This window comes from Carnobacterium sp., assembly GCF_049673005.1.
GTDB lineage: Bacteria > Bacillota > Bacilli > Lactobacillales > Carnobacteriaceae > Carnobacterium_A.
In genome coordinates this window covers 1-4,759 of sequence record NZ_JBATXB010000095.1, presented here as the reverse complement: position 1 = coordinate 4,759, position 4,759 = coordinate 1, and the positions used below count along the sequence as shown (strand labels likewise).

The window sequence follows — 4,759 nt, the reverse complement described above, 5'->3', positions numbered from 1 at the left end:
AAAAACAATACGATGATGATGAACCCGTTTTAAAAAATATTAACTTTGAAATTGAACAAGGTAAATTTTATACATTACTTGGTCCATCTGGTTGTGGAAAGACAACGATTTTACGGTTAATTGCCGGGTTTACTGAAGCAAATGAAGGAACAATTACTTTAGACGGAAAAGTAGTAAATGATTTACCTGCAAATAAACGCAAAGTAAATACGGTTTTTCAAGATTATGCCTTATTTCCGCACATGAATGTATTTGAAAATATTGCATTTGGATTGCGCATCAAAAAGCTAGATAGCAAAACTATTAAAGAAAAAGTAAGCAATGTATTGAAAATGGTTCGTTTATCCAATTATGAAGATCGTGATATCAGTGAAATGTCAGGAGGACAACGCCAACGTGTAGCTATCGCACGCGCATTGGTTAATGAGCCTGAAGTTTTGCTACTCGATGAACCTTTATCTGCACTAGATTTGAAATTAAGAACAGACATGCAATATGAATTACGTGAATTGCAACGACGATTAGGTATTACGTTTGTTTTTGTAACGCATGATCAAGAAGAAGCTTTAGCAATGAGTGATGAAATTTTTGTTATGAAAGACGGCGAAATTGTTCAAAGTGGGACGCCAGTTGATGTTTATGACGAACCCATTAATCGATATGTTGCTGACTTTATCGGAGAAAGTAACATTGTTAAAGGACATATGGTAGAAGATTATTCGGTTTCTATTATTGGACATGTTCTTGAATGTGTGGATGCTGGGATGAAACCTAATGAAAAAGTTGAAGTTGTTTTACGTCCAGAGGATTTACTTTTAACAACGGTTGAGCAAGGTAAAATTGCTATGAAAGTAGATACACAACTTTTTAGAGGTGTTCATTATGAAATCATTGGACATGATCGTGAAAACAATGAATGGATGGTTCATTCGACTAAAAAAGCTAAAGTTGGTAGCGAAGTAGGTCTTTATTTTGAACCTGAAGACATTCACGTTATGCGTTTCGGAGAGTCTGAGCAAGAATTTGATGCACGTCTTGAAAGCTACGAAGAGGAGTAAGGAGGACAAAGAATTGACGAAACAATCGAAATTATTTTATTTTATACCCTATAGTTTATGGCTAGTTTTTTTTGTCGCCGCTCCTTTACTGTTAATTTTTTATCAATCATTCTTCACGATTGAAGGACAGTTTACACTAGCAAATTACCAAACTTTTTTTGAATCTGGAACCTATTTAAGAATGACATTAAATTCAGTGTGGTATGCCTTTTTGATAACGATTTCGACATTATTCATTAGCTATCCAACTGCTTATTTACTAAATAAAACGAAACACAAACAATTATGGCTGTTGCTCATTATTTTGCCAACTTGGATAAATTTGCTACTGAAAGCTTATGCATTTATCGGCATATTCAGTATAAATGGTTCGGTAAATGATTTTCTGATGTTTATTGGAATAGGTAGACAGCAAATTTTGTTTACGGATGTTAGTTTTTTATTAGTAGCGACTTATATCGAAATACCCTTTATGATTTTACCTATATTTAACGCTTTAGAGGAATTAAATCCTTCTTATGAGCGAGCAAGTCGTGACTTAGGTGCAAATGGGCTCGAAACGTTTAGAAGAGTTATTTTCCCTTTAACGTTAAATGGAGTTAAAAGTGGTGTTCAAGCAGTATTTATCCCATCTCTATCATTATTTATGTTAACTCGTTTGATTGGTGGAAATCGCGTGATAACTTTGGGAACAGCTATTGAACAGCATTTTCTTGTTACACAAGACTGGGGTATGGGCTCAACAATCGGAGTTGTTTTAATTGCAGCAATGCTCATTATTATGGTTTTAACAGGTGAAAAGAAAAAGAAAGAGAGGAGACGTAAATGAAAAATATAAAAATTAAATGGTCTAATCTCTATTTAATAGCAATCTTTGTTATTCTTTATGCTCCTATCTTTTATCTTATTTTCTATTCGTTTAATTCAGGTGGCACGATGACTAGTTTTGAAGGCTTTACTTGGGATAACTACTTAACTGTTTTTGAGGATAAGCGGTTAATCACAATTGTTTTAAACACTTTATTAGTTGCCCTACTTTCTTCATTAGCTGCAACAATCATTGGAACGTTTGGAGCTTTGGCTATTTATTATACAAAAAAACGAAAAAATCGTACAACTTTGCTGAGTCTGAATAATATATTGATGGTATCACCAGATGTCATTATCGGTGCTAGTTTTTTAATTTTATTTACTTTTATTGGATTTAGTTTAGGTTTTGCATCCGTTTTACTTTCGCATATCGCCTTTAGTATCCCTATTGTAGTCTTAATGGTTTTGCCTAAATTGAAAGAAATGAATGATACCATGATTATGGCTGCCCGTGATTTAGGAGCGAATAATTGGCAAGTATTAAGCAAGGTTATTTTACCAAGCATTACTCCAGGAATTTTAGCAGGATTCTTTATGGCTTTTACCTATTCGCTAGATGATTTTGCGGTAACATTTTTTGTAACAGGGAATGGATTTACAACATTAGCTGTTGAAATTTATTCTAGAGCCCGCCAAGGAGTAAGTTTAGAAATTAATGCATTAAGTGCATTGATGTTCTTATTCTCTCTTCTATTAGTTATTGGCTATTACTTTATTCAGCAACACAATCTTTCAAAAAAACAAAAAAATAAAAAGAAACGACTATCTGGGGCGGTGATAATAAGATGAGGCGACTAATGGCTATTATCCTTTCTATTTTAGCAGTAAGTATCGGTTTGTATGCATCCATTAACCAGTTAAGTAAATCGCAAGGCATTACATCAGAAAACACGTTAAATTTATACAATTGGGGAGATTATATCGATCCAGATTTAATTACTAAATTTGAAAATGAAACCAATTATCGTGTTTCCTACGAAACGTTTGATTCCAATGAAGCGATGTATACTAAAATTGAACAAGGAGGAACAGCTTACGATTTGGCAGTTCCGAGTGAGTACATGATCCAACGAATGATTAAAGAAGAGATGGTTTTTAAATTAGATCATAGTAAAATAAAAGGGTTAACGAATATCAATGACTTGTTTTTAGACCAATCCTTCGATCCTAAAAATGCGTATTCAATCCCATATTTTTGGGGGACATTAGGGATTATTTATAATGATAAATTTTTAACTGACAAGGATATTGAACATTGGGATGATCTTTGGAATCCGAAGTTAAAAAATGATGTCATGCTGATTGATGGAGCAAGAGAAGTGATGGGCTTATCTTTAAATAGTTTAGGTTACTCTCTAAACACAAAAGATAAAAAAGAACTTGACGAAGCTGCGATAAAATTAAACACTTTAACTTCTAACGTTAAAGCAATCGTTGCAGATGAAATTAAGATGTACATGATTCAAGAAGAAAGTTCTGTAGCTGTAACGTTTTCTGGAGAAGCAGCAGAAATGCTAGCCGAAAATGAACACCTTCATTATGTAATTCCAGAAGAAGGGTCCAATCTTTGGTTTGATAACTTTGTCATTCCTAAAACAGCTAAAAATATAAATGCAGCGTATGCTTTTATTAATTTCATGCTTGAACCAGAAAATGCTGCTCAAAATGCTGAGTATATTGGATATTCAACACCAAATGAAGCAGCTAAAAAATTATTGCCACCAGAGATAACAGAAGATAAACAATTTTACCCTACGGAACAGACATTGGAAAATCTAGAAGTCTATGATGATTTAGGTAAAGAGTATATTGGTGTTTATAATGATTTGTTTTTGGAATTTAAAATGCATCGTAAATAAATAAGACAAAACAAGACTGAATTTAAACAAAATTGAGTTGATTGTGTTACACTTCTTTTTGATGTTACTTATATAAGTTGAATAAAAGTAGTTAAGTGCATAAAAAAGATTCTGGATAAAGCAGTATAAAGACTTATTCGGAGTAATGAACAGGAGTAAAGAGGAAGCAATGATAAATGAGTCGGCAGAAATATTATGGGAAAATTTTAGACTTCAAAATTCTACTTTACCTGATCAGTATGATGTAATGACTTTTGGAGAAACAAAAGATAGTGCCAACCAGTCTGCAGCACTGGTTTTAGAAGGTTTAAAGACAGCTAAAACGACCTTGTTAGTAGAATACCAAAGAAAAGAAAAGTCCATACCTAAAGAAGGAAGCTACTCTGTGATTTTAGACGGAAACAATCAAGCAATTGGAGTAGTGCAACTATTGAAAGTATTCATTGTTCCATTTGATGAAGTATCTGAAGAACTGGCTTATGAAGAAGGCGAAGGAGATCGCACACTAACTGGTTGGCGAGAACTTTATCAAACTTATTTTCAAGAACAATGTAAAAACGAACATTGGCATTTTTCTACAACTATAGAATTAGTTTGTATCCAATTCGAGCTTGTTTATGCGGCATAATGATTAAATGAAAAAATATGGAAATATTTGAGTTGACAGATTTAGCGTAAAGAGATAGAATTAGCATTAATAAAATATCGGTACCTTTAAAATCAGTCCAGAGAGGCTGACAAGGTTTGCACTGTCTAATGAGACGGTGTTGTACTGCTGTACATATGCGCAGACTCCTTGTCGTTTTTTGACAAGGGGTCTTTTTGTATGTACAGGTACTGGTGAATAATAAGGAGGAGTATAATGAAAAACACTCAGCAAGATAAGGATTATTCATTAGCAAGAGTAAAAGAAGAAGATAAAAAAGGCTTTTGGTCGATGCTTTTTATTATGTTAGGATTCACCTTTTTTTC

The 4,759-nt window shown here is 33.3% G+C and carries 5 protein-coding genes; all 5 read left to right on the top strand.

The window, feature by feature from the left end; all coding sequences use genetic code 11:
- The coding region (locus WBF61_RS07180) for an ABC transporter ATP-binding protein (RefSeq protein WP_424255205.1) at positions 1-1,058 on the top strand (1,058 nt) is incomplete at its 5' end.
- Positions 1,059-1,071: 13 nt separating this feature from the next.
- Positions 1,072-1,887 carry an ABC transporter permease gene (locus WBF61_RS07175; protein WP_424255203.1) on the top strand — a complete coding sequence of 272 codons (816 nt, stop codon included), beginning with the start codon at positions 1,072-1,074 and terminating at the stop codon, positions 1,885-1,887.
- Positions 1,884-2,717, top strand: coding sequence for an ABC transporter permease (locus tag WBF61_RS07170; protein ID WP_424255201.1), 834 nt, complete (start codon positions 1,884-1,886; stop codon positions 2,715-2,717). Before WBF61_RS07175 ends, WBF61_RS07170 begins: the two co-directional genes overlap by 4 nt.
- Positions 2,714-3,787 (top strand): ABC transporter substrate-binding protein, encoded by a 1,074-nt coding sequence (locus WBF61_RS07165; protein WP_424255199.1) that lies wholly within the window; start codon positions 2,714-2,716, stop codon positions 3,785-3,787. The genes WBF61_RS07170 and WBF61_RS07165 overlap by 4 nt, the downstream gene beginning before the upstream one ends.
- 145 nt (positions 3,788-3,932) lie before the next feature.
- Complete coding sequence (locus tag WBF61_RS07160; RefSeq protein WP_424255197.1) at positions 3,933-4,415, top strand: ASCH domain-containing protein; 483 nt, start codon at positions 3,933-3,935, stop codon at positions 4,413-4,415.
- The last annotated feature ends 344 nt before the right edge of the window (positions 4,416-4,759 follow it).

Excerpts from the sequence above, each read along its gene's own strand:
- WBF61_RS07170 (WP_424255201.1), top strand. The coding sequence starts at position 1,884 with ATGAAAAATATAAAAATTAAATGGTCTAATCTCTATTTAATAGCAATC.
- WBF61_RS07165 (WP_424255199.1), top strand. The coding sequence starts at position 2,714 with ATGAGGCGACTAATGGCTATTATCCTTTCTATTTTAGCAGTAAGTATC.
- WBF61_RS07160 (WP_424255197.1), top strand. The coding sequence starts at position 3,933 with ATGAACAGGAGTAAAGAGGAAGCAATGATAAATGAGTCGGCAGAAATA.